13 protein-coding genes are annotated in these 13551 nt (G+C 40.1%); 2 read left to right on the top strand and 11 right to left on the bottom strand.

The genetic code is table 11. The features are described 5' to 3' along the window. Window positions 1-60 precede the first annotated feature (60 nt). The 4 genes from R4Z09_RS06395 to R4Z09_RS06380 all read right to left on the bottom strand — a co-directional run bounded on the left by R4Z09_RS06395 (window position 61) and on the right by R4Z09_RS06380 (window position 5985). Window positions 61-573, bottom strand: a complete 513-nt coding sequence (locus R4Z09_RS06395; RefSeq protein ID WP_338451506.1) for an adenine phosphoribosyltransferase — start codon at window positions 571-573, stop codon at window positions 61-63. Window positions 574-576: 3 nt separating this feature from the next. After that, entirely contained in the window at window positions 577-2934 is a 2358-nt protein-coding gene (recJ, locus tag R4Z09_RS06390) for a single-stranded-DNA-specific exonuclease RecJ (protein ID WP_338451505.1), read from the bottom strand. Between the two features lie 266 nt (window positions 2935-3200). Further along, entirely contained in the window at window positions 3201-5468 is a 2268-nt protein-coding gene (secDF, locus tag R4Z09_RS06385) for a protein translocase subunit SecDF (protein ID WP_338451504.1), read from the bottom strand. A 220-nt stretch (window positions 5469-5688) separates the two neighbouring features. Beyond that, entirely contained in the window at window positions 5689-5985 is a 297-nt protein-coding gene (locus R4Z09_RS06380; protein ID WP_338451503.1) for a post-transcriptional regulator, read from the bottom strand. 112 nt (window positions 5986-6097) lie between these two features. Between R4Z09_RS06380 and spoVB the strand changes: the two genes are divergently transcribed. Beyond that, window positions 6098-7681 (top strand): stage V sporulation protein B, encoded by a 1584-nt coding sequence (gene spoVB / locus R4Z09_RS06375; protein ID WP_338451502.1) that lies wholly within the window; start codon window positions 6098-6100, stop codon window positions 7679-7681. Window positions 7682-7755: 74 nt separating this feature from the next. Here the strand turns inward: spoVB and R4Z09_RS06370 are convergent, their stop codons facing one another. Beyond that, entirely contained in the window at window positions 7756-8400 is a 645-nt protein-coding gene (locus R4Z09_RS06370; protein WP_338451501.1) for a DUF421 domain-containing protein, read from the bottom strand. 237 nt (window positions 8401-8637) lie between these two features. On the opposite strand from R4Z09_RS06370, the gene R4Z09_RS06365 reads away from it, so the two are divergent. Then, window positions 8638-9027 carry a TIGR04086 family membrane protein gene (locus tag R4Z09_RS06365; protein WP_338453212.1) on the top strand — a complete coding sequence of 130 codons (390 nt, stop codon included), beginning with the start codon at window positions 8638-8640 and terminating at the stop codon, window positions 9025-9027. 56 nt (window positions 9028-9083) lie between these two features. Here the strand turns inward: R4Z09_RS06365 and yajC are convergent, their stop codons facing one another. From yajC to ruvA, 6 genes are read right to left on the bottom strand one after another with little or no spacing between them, the layout of a single operon-like run. Beyond that, on the bottom strand, window positions 9084-9356 hold the full coding sequence (gene yajC / locus R4Z09_RS06360; RefSeq protein ID WP_338451500.1) for a preprotein translocase subunit YajC: 273 nt from the start codon (window positions 9354-9356) through the stop codon (window positions 9084-9086). 32 nt (window positions 9357-9388) lie between these two features. Beyond that, window positions 9389-10528, bottom strand: coding sequence for a tRNA guanosine(34) transglycosylase Tgt (gene tgt / locus R4Z09_RS06355; protein WP_338451499.1), 1140 nt, complete (start codon window positions 10526-10528; stop codon window positions 9389-9391). A 34-nt stretch (window positions 10529-10562) separates the two neighbouring features. Next, entirely contained in the window at window positions 10563-11591 is a 1029-nt protein-coding gene (gene queA, locus R4Z09_RS06350) for a tRNA preQ1(34) S-adenosylmethionine ribosyltransferase-isomerase QueA (protein ID WP_338451498.1), read from the bottom strand. A gap of 22 nt (window positions 11592-11613) precedes the next feature. Continuing rightward, entirely contained in the window at window positions 11614-11796 is a 183-nt protein-coding gene (locus tag R4Z09_RS06345) for a DUF2905 domain-containing protein (RefSeq protein ID WP_422392290.1), read from the bottom strand. A gap of 20 nt (window positions 11797-11816) precedes the next feature. After that, window positions 11817-12818 (bottom strand): Holliday junction branch migration DNA helicase RuvB, encoded by a 1002-nt coding sequence (ruvB, locus tag R4Z09_RS06340; protein WP_338451496.1) that lies wholly within the window; start codon window positions 12816-12818, stop codon window positions 11817-11819. A gap of 17 nt (window positions 12819-12835) precedes the next feature. Continuing rightward, window positions 12836-13447 carry a Holliday junction branch migration protein RuvA gene (ruvA, locus tag R4Z09_RS06335; RefSeq protein ID WP_338451495.1) on the bottom strand — a complete coding sequence of 204 codons (612 nt, stop codon included), beginning with the start codon at window positions 13445-13447 and terminating at the stop codon, window positions 12836-12838. Between the last annotated feature and the right edge of the window lie 104 nt (window positions 13448-13551).

Genomic DNA, 13551 nt, shown 5'->3' with positions numbered 1-13551 from the left:
AATTAAATAAAGAATACAAATATAGGAAAAGAGCGCTTATTCTGTAAGCGCTCCCACTCTCTAATAGGACATCAATGTAAGAATATCATGATTTTTTAACTTTTCACGTCCGCCTAAATCACTTAACTCAATTAGAAAAGCGATACCGGCCACAATACCGCCAAGCTGCTCAACTAATTGAATCGTAGCTAGGATCGTTCCGCCAGTTGCAAGCAAATCATCCGTAATCAGGATTCTTTGACCAGGTTTAATCGCATCCTTATGAATCGTAAGAACATCCTTTCCGTATTCTAAACCATAGTCAACTTTAACCGTTTCACGCGGCAGCTTCCCCTCTTTACGAACCGGTGCAAAACCAACACCAAGAGAATACGCAACAGGACAGCCAATGATAAAACCGCGGGCTTCAGGACCTACCACAATATCAATTTCTTTATCACGAGCATATTGAACAATTTGATCTGTTGCATATTTATATGCTTCGCCGTTATCCATTAAAGTCGTAATATCTTTAAAGCTTATTCCAGGCTTAGGCCAATCCTCTACGACGGTAATATATTTTTTTAAGTCCATTTTTTATAAAGCCTCCTCAAATTTCACCGTTTCATGAATTAATTGATCAAACCAGTCTTTTAACTGTTGAAACGACGAATATAACAAATCCTTTTCCAGCTCATATTGAGCCAGTTTTTGCTGATACGATCTGGAATCTGCTAAATCCCGCTTAACTAAACCCTTGTTCAATGAAATCAGTCCATTTTCCATTGTAACAAAATCGAGTTCAAAAAACACCTTTGACATAAAATCAATTGTTTCTATTGTCCATCCCTTATGCTTTGCAATGGCATCACTATTTCGTTTCAAATCAAATGGCCCTTTTTTAGCAATTAACGCATAAAACCATTTAAAATGCTCTCTAGTTGGAATCGTTGAGAAAAAGTCACTTTCTGCTTTGAATAAATGGGCATAAATTCTTGCCACTTTTTTTCCTGACAGCAGCCGGTTAAGGATTTCCTTTGAAGGCGGTAAGTCAACTAATACAACATGGCACTGGTCAAGCTGAATCTCTTCTGCTTCAGAGTTTGAAGAAATACAAAAAACATCAGCATCGTCAATTGATTTTTGTAGTCTTAAAGCATATTCCTGACGGAAAACAATCCATTTTGTCTTTTCAGGCGGCAAGGTGTCTGCTATTCCTAGTATCTTTTTGGCACCACGGTAATCAAAGAGCTGCCATGAGGAGACGGAAAGATCCTGTAAAAAGATTTGCGGCTTTTTGCGATTATTCCATTCATTAATCGATAATTCCCCTATGACAGACAGCTTGGAAGCTGGTGAAATATGATCACAAACTTCGCCGAGACCGAAGCCCACTCCGTCTAAAGAAATTCCTTCATGCTCTAAAGTCAATTTTAAATGATTTTGCTCCGAACCGATCTTTCGAATACTGCCAATATTTGCTTCTTTAATAAGCACTTTAGGCTTGGGATTTTCCATTCCGTATGGTGCTAATTTATTCATTTCTTCAATGGAATTTAGCTGGATATCATGAACAGAAACCTCTGTATCAATATACGTAATAGGGATTAAATCCTCTTCTGTTAACTGCTCATTGGCAAGCTGATTCATACGTCGCCGCAGCTCATCTACATCACTGATATTTAACGTCATACCTGCAGCACTAGTGTGCCCTCCAAAATGTGGTAAAATATCACGGCAGGTGGACAAATTTTTAAATAGATCAAACCCAGCAATACTTCGAGCTGAGCCTTTCGCAAGTCCCTTTTCCTGATCATAGCTTAAACAAATAGTCGGACGGTAGTATTTTTCAACAAGCCTTGAGGCGACAATTCCGATGACCCCCGCATTCCAGCCTTCCTTCCCGACAATAAGAAAGCTGTTCTCCTCAATTGGATATTGTTGTTCAACCATCTGGACAGCTTCTTCTGTAATGCTGTTAACCAATTCTTTTCTATCTTTATTTAATTGCTCGATATCCTCCGCTAAAGTTTCTGCCTCATAAGGATCATCTGTAAGCATTAAATAAACCGCTGGATCTGCACTGTCAAGTCTCCCTGCAGCATTGATCCGCGGGGCAATGCTGAAGCCGATTGTTTCCTCATTTGTTGAATCCGGTTCAACACTAGCAAGCTTAAAAAGAGCTTTTAACCCAACACTATCCGTATTTCTTATTATATTCAATCCCCTTTGGGTAATAAGTCTATTTTCATCCTTTAAGGGAACAAGATCGGCAATCGTGCCAATTGCAGCAAACTGCAATAATTGTTGAGGAACCTCCCCTAATAAGGCATGGGCCATTTTAAAGGCAACGCCGGCCCCGCAAAGCTCTTGAAAAGGATACGTACTTCCTTCTCTTTTCGGATGAATAATCGCAAAGGCATCAGGCAGCTCCGGTCCTGGTTCATGGTGATCTGTAATAATTAAATCCATTCCAAGCTCTTTGGCTACCCTTGCTTCATTAAGAGCGGCAATACCTGTATCAACAGTAATAATAAGACCGATTCCGATTTCATGTGCATACCTGAACGCACCTTCATTAGGCCCATACCCTTCCGTGAAACGATTTGGTATGTAAAATTGCACATTTGCCCCAAGCTTCTGTAGCGTTTTCATCATAATTGTTGTACTTGTAACACCATCTGCGTCATAATCGCCAAAAATCATGATCGCTTCGTTTGCCTCTATCGCTTGTTTAATTCTATTTACGGCTTTGTCCATATCCAAAAAGAGAAATGGATCATGGAATTCCTGTTTTTCACTAAATAAAAAAGCCCTTGCTTCCTCAGGATTTTCAAGTCCTCTGTTCACAAGTAGCGATGCAACCAGTGGCGTCACATTGATTTCTTCCACCAGCTGGGTGACTTTTTCTTTTTTTGAAGATCGAACAATCCAACGTGTTTTTGACTGTAACATACGTTCACCCCTTAGCTCATTTATTATACAAAACAGTGGAAAAGGAATCAATGAAAGAGTATGGGTTGAATGGGAAACGAAGGAAAATACGGAAAGCGGAAGCGCCTGCGCAGCCTCAGGCATAGCATAAGACGAGCCGGCATGAAGGTTGTTCTTTAACCTTCTTGACGGATTGGCTAGGCACTGGAGCTAGACCACTAGCAAAATATACAAAGCTAACCTATTATAAAAATAAAAACCGCAGGAAAAATCCTGCAGTTTTTTTATTATACTTGAGGCTCGTCGGTGCGAACACGTTTTTCTTTATACGTGTTAATCACACCTTTCTTTTTCAATTCTCTCTTCTTCCACTCAACCCAAAGCGGAACCGCAATGAAGATGGAAGAGTACGTACCAACTAACAGTCCTATCGTTAATGCGACAGAGAAGGATCGTATCGATTCACTACCAAAGATCATTAATGCTACAACTGTAAGGACTACCATTAATACAGTATTAATAGATCGACCGAGCGTTTGACGAACGCTTGTATTGGCAATTTCAACAATATCCTCAAACGTTTTAATTCGGCGTCTTTTCTGCATGTTTTCCCTCATTCGGTCGAAGGTAACAATTGTATCATTTATCGCATAACCAACAACCGTTAATAATGCGGCAATAAAGGTTAAGTCAACTTCCATTCTTGTTATACTAAAGAACGGAATGATAAAGAATGCAGCAAATAATAAAGCAATGACAGCCGATACAGCCATTGGTAATTCAAAACGGAATGTTACAAAGACGATTAAGCCAAGAGACGTAATCAATAAACCAATTAGAGCGTTTTTAGCAATCTCTTTTCCTACTGTCGGTGTAACACTGCTAACATTCGGTTCCGAACCAAATGCCTCTTTCAAATGTAATTTCAAATCAGCAATTTCCTTTTGTGAAAGGACATCACTGAACCGCGATACCCCGATATTTTTATCTTCACCTGAAATAACAATGTCATCTGTAGGCAAGTCCATCTTTTTCAATTCAGCCGCAAACATTTCAGTCGTTAATGGCTTATTGGCTAACACTTCTACACGTGTTCCTTGTGTGAAATCAATCGCTAAATTTAGCTTAAGCACCGCCAAAACAATAATTCCAATAACAAGCAGCGAACCGGAAATAGCAAAGAACTTTTTGCGCCCTTTTACAAAATCAAACCGATCAAATTTTGTTGTTAAGTCGAGCGTATCAACATTATCCTTCAGATCATGGATCGCGCTTTTTTTCACACCAAACCAACCAGGCTTACGATCATATAAACCGCTATTAACAAACAATCCTAACAGCCATCTTGATAAATATACATTGGTAATAAAGCTGCCTAATGTACCAATAATTAAACTGGTTGCAAAGCCTTTTACCGTACCTGTTCCATAAAAGAACAGCACAACAGCAGCTAATAGGAGGGTAAGGTTTGCATCGGTAACCGTTGACAGAGAGTTTGTATTACCTGCTTTAAACGCTGATTTGATCGATTTTCCTACTCTTATTTCTTCTCTAATCCGTTCTGCCGTAATGATATTCGCATCAACAGCTGTCCCGACACCGAGAATAAGAGCAGCAATACCCGGTAACGTCAGCACCACATTCATCCAATCAAAAATCAATAATGTGATGAACATATACACAGTTAGTGTAATGGTGGCAACAAAACCTGGCAAACGATAATACAGAATCATAAAGAGGAATACAGCTGCTACCCCGAGCAGGCCGGCAATAACAGTTTCTTGTAAAGCTTGTTCCCCAAATTGAGCACCAACCGAGGTTGAATAGATTTCATCAAGCTTAACAGGAAGTGCCCCAGCATTTAAAATATCAGCCAGGCTTTTCGCTTCTTCGATAGTAAAACTGCCGACGATGGAAACAGTATCCTGGTTAAATACTTCACTTACTCTTGGAGCAGAAACAAACTTCGGATCAGGCTTTGTGATTTCTGTTTTATAAGAATCTACACCTTCTTCAAAGTCCAGCCAAATCGCTAAAACGTTATTTGGTGCACCCATATTGACAATCTCTTGGGTGACATTTTTAAACTTTTCTGCGCTTTTCAATTTTAGAGATACAATCGGTTTTCCATTCTCGTCAAATGTTTGTTGGGCCCCGCCTTCAGCAAGGTCGGTACCATCCATCAAAACGCGGTCATTGGCATCCCGAAAGGTTAAATTGGCTTCTGTAGATAGAATTTCCCGTGCTTGGTTTTGGTCCTCAACACCAGCAAGTTGAACACGAATCCGGTTATCTCCTTCAATCTGGATGTTCGGCTCACTGACACCAAGTACGTTAACACGACGATCCAACGCCTCTACAGTACTGGTAAGAGCTTTCTGGTCAATCTTTTGGCCCTCTTTCGCTGGCTTTACTTCATAAAGAACTTCAAATCCGCCTTGAAGGTCGAGCCCGAGCTTAATGTTACTGACTATGTCCTTTGTTGTTGCCCCCATTACAGCGCCCATGACAACGATAAAAATTAAAAAGGCAACAATCCGACTTCTTTTTACCATTATGTATAGCTCCTCCTTAAATCTAAAGCCGGCAGATCACAAAAAGCTAATCTGCTGATCGCAGCGTCAACTACAGCGATCACACTTCAAAAAACTAGCCCATTTTTTGTCCAAAATGGGGTATCCCTTCAAATAAAATATTATGAAACAGTTTTGAAGGACTGTCAATTTTATACGGTGTTAAGACATAAAGAATTAACAAATGCCGGATACTTTTACACTATTTTAACAATTCTAAGAGTTCTTCTTCATTATCAAGTGTAAACTCTGCGTCTCTTAACGCCTCAACAGCACTATAATTCATAAATTCCCCAATTTTTAGTGAAAGAATACTTTGAACCATTTCATACAGCTTTATTTCAATATTTCCCTTTTTCCACTTTTTCTTAACTAAAAATTGCCAAATTTCTTCCTCTGACACACCTTCATACCCTAAAAGAAGAAATTCCTCCTGCTTACTTTTCAATGCTGGTCCAACCTTGCTGCGAAAACGATCATATTCATGGCTAACTTCCATTATTAGCCCCTCCTCACGATTTCATCTGGAATTCATAGTCATGCTTTGTCCATGTCTGTGCATATAGTTAATTGTATATGATAAAACCTTTTTTGAGAAGGTAGGGAATACAATGTCAAAGTTTATAAAAGGGACGCTGATCTTATTAGTAGCAGGGCTTATTACACGGGTATTAGGATTTATTAATCGCATTGTTATTGCCCGCTTTATCGGAGCAGAAGGTGTTGGACTTTATATGATGGCGGTTCCGACCTTTATTCTTGCCATTACCATTACGCAATTCGGTCTTCCCGTCGCGATTTCCAAACATGTTGCCGAGGCAGAAGCGGCCGGGGACAAAGCAAAGGTAAAAAAAATCCTGGTCGTGTCCTTAGCCACAACTATTACGCTTTCGGCTATTTTTACACCAATATTGTTAATAACAGCTCCGTTATTGGCTGATACGCTTTTAACCGATTCAAGAACGCTGTATCCTCTATTAGCGATTGCTCCTGTTGTCCCGATTATCGCTATTTCATCCGTTATCAGGGGTTACTTTCAAGGGAAACAGAATATGAGACCTGTTGCCTTATCGCAAATGATTGAACAAATTATCCGGATTGCGTTAATTGCTTTTTTAACAAAAACTTTTCTTCCCTACGGAATTGAGTATGCTGCGGCAGGAGCCATGTTTTCAGCCGTGATTGGCGAGCTTGCCTCATTGTTTTATCTTGTAACTAGCTTTAAATTGAAAAAAAAATTTCCGGTTCGGAAACAATTTTTCACTTATGTTAGATCCGGAAAAAAGACGTTTCAAGAGCTGATGAGCATTGCCGTTCCAACAATGGGCAGTAGAATGATAGGATCGCTGTCATGGTTTTTTGAACCAATTGTTGTTTCACACAGCCTTGCCTTGGCAGGAGTGGCGGCCATGGCGGCCACGGAACAATATGGTTCTTTAACTGGATTTGCGCTCCCGTTATTAATGCTTCCATCGTTTGTAACCCAATCATTAGCCACATCGTTAGTTCCTGCTATCAGTGAAGCACATTCAAAAAATAATATGAAACTGGTTGAATATCGATTACAGCAGGCACTTCGTTTTGTTTTTTTATCAGGTGGACTTGCTGTTGTTATTTTGTATGTACTTGCCGACCCGTTAATGAGCGTTTTATACGGTTCGGAAAGCGGTTCAGGATTCATTAAACTGATGGCGCCGTTTTTCATTTTGTATTATTACCAGGGGCCGCTGCAGGCAACTCTTCAAGCACTCAATTTAGCGAGAGCAGCCATGATTAACAGTTTAATAGGTGCTGTTGTGAAAACAGCCGTCATTTTTGCTCTGGCAAGCCAGACGGCCTTCGGAATTTACGGTGTTGCGATTGGACTGCTCGTCGGCTTCGTACTTGTAACCATGCTTCACTTTGCGACTGTCTTGAAAAAGGTTTCCTTTACCTTCTATGTACGGGACTATTTGAAAACATTTTTTGTTATGGGGATTTCCGGTGCTGCCGGCTACTGGATGATTCAGCATCTGCCTGCCGGACAGCCGCTTGCAATTAAAGTCTTGCTTACCGCCATAGAAATCACACTAATCTATACCCTGTTTACTCTTCTACTAGGATTACTGCAAAAAGACGAACTCAACCGAATCCCCTGGATCGGCAAAACCCTATCCAAACTAGCCATCTTCAGCCATCCAGGAGCCCCGCATTAAAGTGTTAAACCATTGGGGGACAGTCCCCCAATGCGTTAAAGCAGCGGGGGACTGTCCCCCGCCGCTTTAATGCGTTACTTTTCTATTAGGTCGATGTAGAATTGATCGTTTTGGTAACTGCAGAAGGAGATTTTTTTGATGTCTGTGTATCCTTTTTGTTTTAGCTGCTGTCTTAGCCACAGCTCTGTTTTGTTTAGAATGCTTAAATGGTCACGCTGAATTTCACCATCGATAATAAGCGGGAGGGTTAAATGTCCTTTTTCTTTCGGATTCTTTTCCATTACGGACAACTTTCCCGATGGCTCAAGAATGGCAAATTCAACGTCTGCAATATTGCTAACGTTCTTCTCCCGCAGCTGCTGCATCAAGTCATCAAAATTGTAGCGCTGCTTTCGCATTACCGATTCGTCAATTTGTCCTTTATTAATTATGATAGAAGGGGATCCGTCTACCAGGTCTCTAAATTTTTTACTTGTTAACGACAAGCGCGCCATCGTGATTTGGATGACCATTAGCAAAACAATTGGTACGATTGATTTCATTAATTCAACGGAAGTTTCATCAATTGCCATAACGGCTATTTCAGCAATCATAATATTTACCACCAGGTCAAATACACTTAATTCACCAATTTCTCTTTTCCCCATTAAACGGAAAATCAATAGAATAATGAAATAAATTAATAAAGTCCTTAATATAATAATGAGCAAATCATCCAATCTCCAAATCCCCCTTTCGACCAACTTTCTTTAGCAGACCTGCCTCCTTTTTCAATTCAGCATATTTATTATGTACTTTATCAAAAAATCCATGTCGGAAAGATTTACCTCCGGCTTATTAAGTACAACTGAAAGATTTGATTCTATATTCATCTGTTAGCGAATATGCTTGTACTAAGAGAACTGTTGCATTTGGAATAAACATTATTTTCCAAATGCTGAAGGGAGAGGTTGATTATCGAAGAATCAAAAAACCTTGGCAGCGCTGTACTTTTTGGAACCTTGGTTATTTTTATTTTAGCGATTATCTCAAGCTTGCTTTTCGCCTTTTTATTAAGGTTTACTTCCCTGCAGGAAGCATCCGTACAGTATATTATTTCGGCTATTTCTTTCATATCCATTTTTATGGGAGGTTTTATTTCAGGGGGAAAGGGAAAACAAAAAGGTTGGATGCTTGGCGGGATAACAGGCATCATCTATTCAATTATTGTCTTTTTGTACCAATTCTTAGGCTTAGACTCACTCTTTAATTTCGAACAAATTATTTATCATATTTGTTATATTTTGATTGCCATGATGGGTGGAATATTAGGTGTAAACATGAGTGGAAAATCACGTAATAGTTAATAATAAAAAAACAGGAAGCCAACAATTCAGCTTCCTGTTTTTTCTCTTTCATAGAATTACGCTTGAGCAGATTCAACAACATCACGTACTGCTGATCTGTCATATGTAAGACGGCTTCCATCTCCACATCGAATGACAACTTTACCTTCATCAACTGAGTCAACAATACCGTGAAGACCGCCGATTGTAACAATTTTATCTCCCTTTTTTAGAGAGCTTTGCATCTGCTGCACATTTTTTTGTCTTTTTTGCTGCGGGCGAATTAATAAGAAATAAAACAGAACAAACATTAAAATAATAGGACCAACTGTTCCTAAAAGACCTTCCATGCTCACATTACCTCCTTTCAAACCTTTAATATTTAAAAGTTCTTGGCGTTTGGTTTATTAAAACCGTATTGCTCAAAAAACTCTTCTCTAAAGTCCCCCAGACGATCTTCTCTGATCGCTTGTCTGACTTGTTCCATTAATTTTACCAGAAAATATAGGTTATGATAAGACGTTAAACGAATTCCGAATGTTTCCTCGCATCGGATAAGGTGGCGGATATAAGCGCGGCTATAATTCCTGCATGTATAGCAGTCGCAATGCTCATCAATTGGTCCGAAATCCCTGGCGTATTTTGCATTCTTCACTACTAAACGGCCGCTTGATGTCATCAATGTTCCGTTTCGAGCAATACGGGTCGGTAATACACAATCAAACATATCCACTCCGCGAATAGCCCCGTCAATCAATGAATCCGGTGAACCAACCCCCATCAAATAACGCGGCTTATTTGCCGGCAATAATGGCGTCGTAAATTCAAGAACCCGATTCATCACATCCTTCGGCTCACCAACCGAAAGACCACCAATTGCATATCCAGGAAAATCAAGTGACACTAAATCACGGGCGCTTTGCTTGCGTAATTCTTCATATTCACCGCCTTGGACAATTCCAAATAATCCTTGATCATTCGGTCTCGCATGGGCTTTCAAACAGCGCTCTGCCCAACGGGATGTTCGTTCCACCGACTTTTTCATATAATCAAACTCTGCTGGATATGGCGGGCACTCATCAAATGCCATCATAATATCGGAACCGAGTGCATTTTGAATCTCCATTGCTTTTTCCGGTGAAAGAAAAAGTTTGTCGCCATTTAAATGATTGCGGAAATGAACGCCTTCTTCTTCAATTTTCCGAAACTCACTAAGACTAAACACTTGGAAGCCGCCGGAATCCGTTAAAATAGCACGGTCCCAATTCATAAATTTATGCAGACCGCCGGCTTCTTTAACAATATCATGTCCGGGACGAAGCCACAAATGATATGTATTACTTAAAATAATCCCTGCTCCCATTTCCTTTAAATCCTCAGGAGACATCGTTTTCACTGTTGCTAACGTTCCAACAGGCATGAAAACAGGAGTTTCAAATGAACCATGCGGGGTATGGACACGGCCAAGACGGGCACCTGTTTGTTTACAAGTTTTTATTAGTTCATAAGTTACAGCTGTCAATCGTCATTCTCCCTTCAACACTTTTTTCAAACTCTTAAATAATCAGCATCGCATCACCAAAACTAAAGAAACGGTAACGCTCTTGAACCGCTGTCTCATATGCATGTAACACAGATTCCCTTCCCGCTAAAGAACTTACCAACATAATGAGTGTTGACTTAGGCAGGTGAAAATTCGTAATCATGCCGTCTATTGCTTTAAACTCATAGCCAGGATAAATAAAAATATCTGTCCAGCCACTTCTTGCTTCAAACCTTCCATCATATTCGGATGCAATAGTTTCCAATGTTCGGGTAGAAGTCGTCCCCACCGAAATAATCCGCCCTCCTGAACGACGTACCTCATTTAACAAAGCAGCTGTTTCTTCTGTCATTTGATAAAACTCTGAATGCATTTCATGCTTGTCAACATCCTCAACACTTACAGGCCTGAATGTTCCTAATCCAACATGTAAAGTAATAAAGGCAAGATGGATACCGGCTGCCTTTATTTCCTCAAGCAGATCTTCTGTAAAATGAAGACCTGCTGTTGGGGCAGCGGCGGAACCCCTTTCACGGGCATAGACCGTTTGGTAGCGATTTTGATCCTCTAGTTGTTCTTTAATATAAGGCGGCAGCGGCATCTCTCCTAATTGCTCAAGAACCTCATAGAAAATTCCTTCATATTGAAAATCAAGAATTCTCCCGCCATGCTCGAGCTCCTCGGTACAAACCGCCGTTAATAATCCGTTGCCAAATACGATTTTTGCCCCTTTTTTAATCCGTTTTGCAGGTTTCACCAGCGTTTCCCAGCAGTCATTTTCTTGCTGCTTTAATAATAAAACCTCTATTTTCGCAGCTGTATCTTCTTTTTCCCCAAACAGCCTTGCCGGTAAAACCTTTGTATCATTTAATACAAGACAGTCCCCAGGCTTTAAATAGTTTTTAATATGTTTAAAAATATCATGCGTGATGCTACCGGTCTCTTTATCTAATACCATCAATCTGCTGCTTGAACGATCAAGTAATGGAGTTTGTGCAATTAATTCTTCTGGCAAATAAAAATCAAATAAGTCTACTTTCATAATTTCACCCTATCTATAACTTTTAACGAAACTTTCCGATGAAGTAAAAAATCAACGACAGCACAATACTTAACACAACCGAAGTCATGATTGGAAAATAAAAGGTGGTGCTGCCTTTCTTTATTACAATATCACCGGGTAATTTTCCAATATGGATAAATTGCATAAGGAAACCAATAATGAAAATAACTACCCCAATCGTCATCAATAGTTTGCCAATACCTGTCACTCTTTTGGCACCTCCAATCCAAGATGACGGTAAGCTAAATCCGTTACTAATCTTCCTCTAGGTGTCCTCTGTAGAAATCCAATTTGCAAGAGATACGGTTCATACACATCTTCAATGGTATGTGCTTCTTCCCCGATCGTTGCAGCAATGGTTTCAAGGCCAACAGGACCACCACGAAATTTTTCAATTATCCCTCTTAATAATTTATGGTCAATATGATCTAACCCTAAACGGTCAACTTGTAGAAGATCAAGCGACTTCAAAGCAATTTCTTCATCAATATGGCCATCTCCGCGTACTTGGGCAAAATCACGGACACGTTTTAACAGGCGGTTTGCGATTCTTGGGGTTCCCCGTGACCTTGAAGCAATTTCAGCTGCAGCCTGTGAATCGATCTCAATATCCAATACTTCAGCTGTCCTAATGACAATTTCCGTTAACTGCTTCGAGTTGTAATATTCCAGCCGGCTGTGAACACCGAATCGGTCCCGTAACGGCGCAGATAATGATCCTGCCCTTGTCGTAGCACCTACAAGGGTAAACGGAGGTAGATCAAGTCGTACAGATCGGGCGCTTGGACCTTTTCCAATCACGATATCTAAACAAAAATCCTCCATCGCCGGATAAAGCACTTCTTCAATCGACCTTGTCAAACGATGAATTTCATCAATAAACAATACATCACCAGGCTCAAGTGCTGTTAAAATCGCAGCCAAATCGCCCGGTCTTTCAATCGCTGGTCCTGCTGTTGTACGAATATTGACTCCCATTTCATTGGCAATAATGGCAGCAAGCGTTGTTTTCCCGAGTCCCGGAGGCCCGTAAAGCAGCACATGATCCAAGGTTTCCTGTCTAAGCTTAGCAGCCTTAATAAAGACGGCTAAATTCTCTTTCACCTTGTCCTGCCCAATATATTGGTTTAAGGTTTGTGGACGAAGGCTTGTTTCAAAAGAGATTTCCCCTAAATCGGCTTCACTTGAAATAATTCGTTCTTCCATTCGTCATCTCCTCCAATTTATGATCGAAGCAGCATTTGTAATCCTTTTCGAATATATTGGTCTGTCGTAAGCGGCTCTTTTTTTAGTTCAATTGAGATTTTTTTAATTTCTTTCTCCGAATAGCCAAGAGCCAGTAAGGCAAGAACCGCTTCATCAAATTCCTCATGGTGCCCTTCAGATTGTTCCACTTGATCAGGCTGAAATAAATTTGGAAAATAATCCGGCAAGATATCAGGCAGTTTACCTTTTAAATCAAGGATCATTTGTCTCGCTGTCTTTTTCCCGACACCAGGAAATTTCACAAGAAAAGCTTCATCTTCATTTTCAATGGCCTGGACAACCTGCTGCGGTTCACCGGAAGCAAGAATTGCAAGAGCTCCCTTTGGGCCGATGCCCGTTACATTTAACAGCTTCATAAATAATGTTTTCTCTTCACGAGTCTGGAATCCGTACAAGGCGAGAATATCCTCTCGTACATATGTATACGTATAGACTATCACTTCTTGACCGGAGTATTTTGAATAGGCAAATGGGTTTGGGGCAGCAATTTGATAACCAATTCCATTGTTTTCAATCACAATATACTCAGGATGGATATATTGAACACTTCCTCTAATAAATTCATACAATGTTTTTCTCTCCTCTAAATAGCTGTACATCATTTTATCATACAATAAATTACGGATTAAGAAAAATGTTGGATAAATCTAATTATTCCCTGCACTACTCATAA

The sequence above is a fragment of the Niallia oryzisoli genome (assembly GCF_036670025.1).
Classification (GTDB): domain Bacteria; phylum Bacillota; class Bacilli; order Bacillales; family Cytobacillaceae; genus Bacillus_BD; species Bacillus_BD oryzisoli.
This window is presented reverse-complemented; position numbering and strand designations above follow the sequence as displayed.

What these genes read in the sequence shown, in the direction of transcription:
- secDF (WP_338451504.1), bottom strand. Translation starts at nt 5,468, where the DNA reads ATGGTAAAAAGAAGTCGGATTGTTGCCTTTTTAATTTTTATCGTTGTC.
- R4Z09_RS06380 (WP_338451503.1), bottom strand. Translation starts at nt 5,985, where the DNA reads ATGGAAGTTAGCCATGAATATGATCGTTTTCGCAGCAAGGTTGGACCA.
- R4Z09_RS06395 (WP_338451506.1), bottom strand. Translation starts at nt 573, where the DNA reads ATGGACTTAAAAAAATATATTACCGTCGTAGAGGATTGGCCTAAGCCT.
- recJ (WP_338451505.1), bottom strand. Translation starts at nt 2,934, where the DNA reads ATGTTACAGTCAAAAACACGTTGGATTGTTCGATCTTCAAAAAAAGAA.
- spoVB (WP_338451502.1), top strand. Translation starts at nt 6,098, where the DNA reads ATGTCAAAGTTTATAAAAGGGACGCTGATCTTATTAGTAGCAGGGCTT.
- queA (WP_338451498.1), bottom strand. Translation starts at nt 11,591, where the DNA reads ATGAAAGTAGACTTATTTGATTTTTATTTGCCAGAAGAATTAATTGCA.
- R4Z09_RS06345 (WP_422392290.1), bottom strand. Translation starts at nt 11,796, where the DNA reads ATGACGATTGGGGTAGTTATTTTCATTATTGGTTTCCTTATGCAATTT.
- ruvB (WP_338451496.1), bottom strand. Translation starts at nt 12,818, where the DNA reads ATGGAAGAACGAATTATTTCAAGTGAAGCCGATTTAGGGGAAATCTCT.
- yajC (WP_338451500.1), bottom strand. Translation starts at nt 9,356, where the DNA reads ATGGAAGGTCTTTTAGGAACAGTTGGTCCTATTATTTTAATGTTTGTT.